The organism is Patiriisocius sp. 208BN25-11, from assembly GCF_058147145.1.
In genome coordinates, this window is the sequence record NZ_JBYVJY010000059.1 from 1 (window position 1) to 291 (window position 291).

1 protein-coding gene is annotated in these 291 nt (G+C 40.5%); it reads left to right on the forward strand.

Annotated features, from left to right (window positions below; genetic code table 11):
- Positions 1-291, forward strand: a 291-nt coding sequence (locus tag ACY2RS_RS15545; protein WP_490099583.1) for a PG0215 family putative anti-sigma factor, incomplete at both ends; no start/stop codon positions are given.

Here is a 291-nt window from a genome sequence, read left to right on the forward strand (position 1 = left end):
TTTTGAAGGAACGACAAGTTTACAAGAGGACGCTCAATTGAAAAGGTATTTTAAAAGTGATGCCATAGATCCATCATTTACAAGATATCAACCCCTTTTTGCGGCGCTCGACACTGCGGCTTCAGAAGTTTCAACGACTACCATTAACTTGCCTCCAGAGGCAAAAACTACCAATAGATGGTGGTTAGGTATCGCAGCTTCTATGCTTGTTGTTATTGGTGTGGCAGGGTTTATGTATTCAAGCAATAGTATGAAAACAGAAGAAGCAGAAGCTTTGGCGGCATTAAAAAA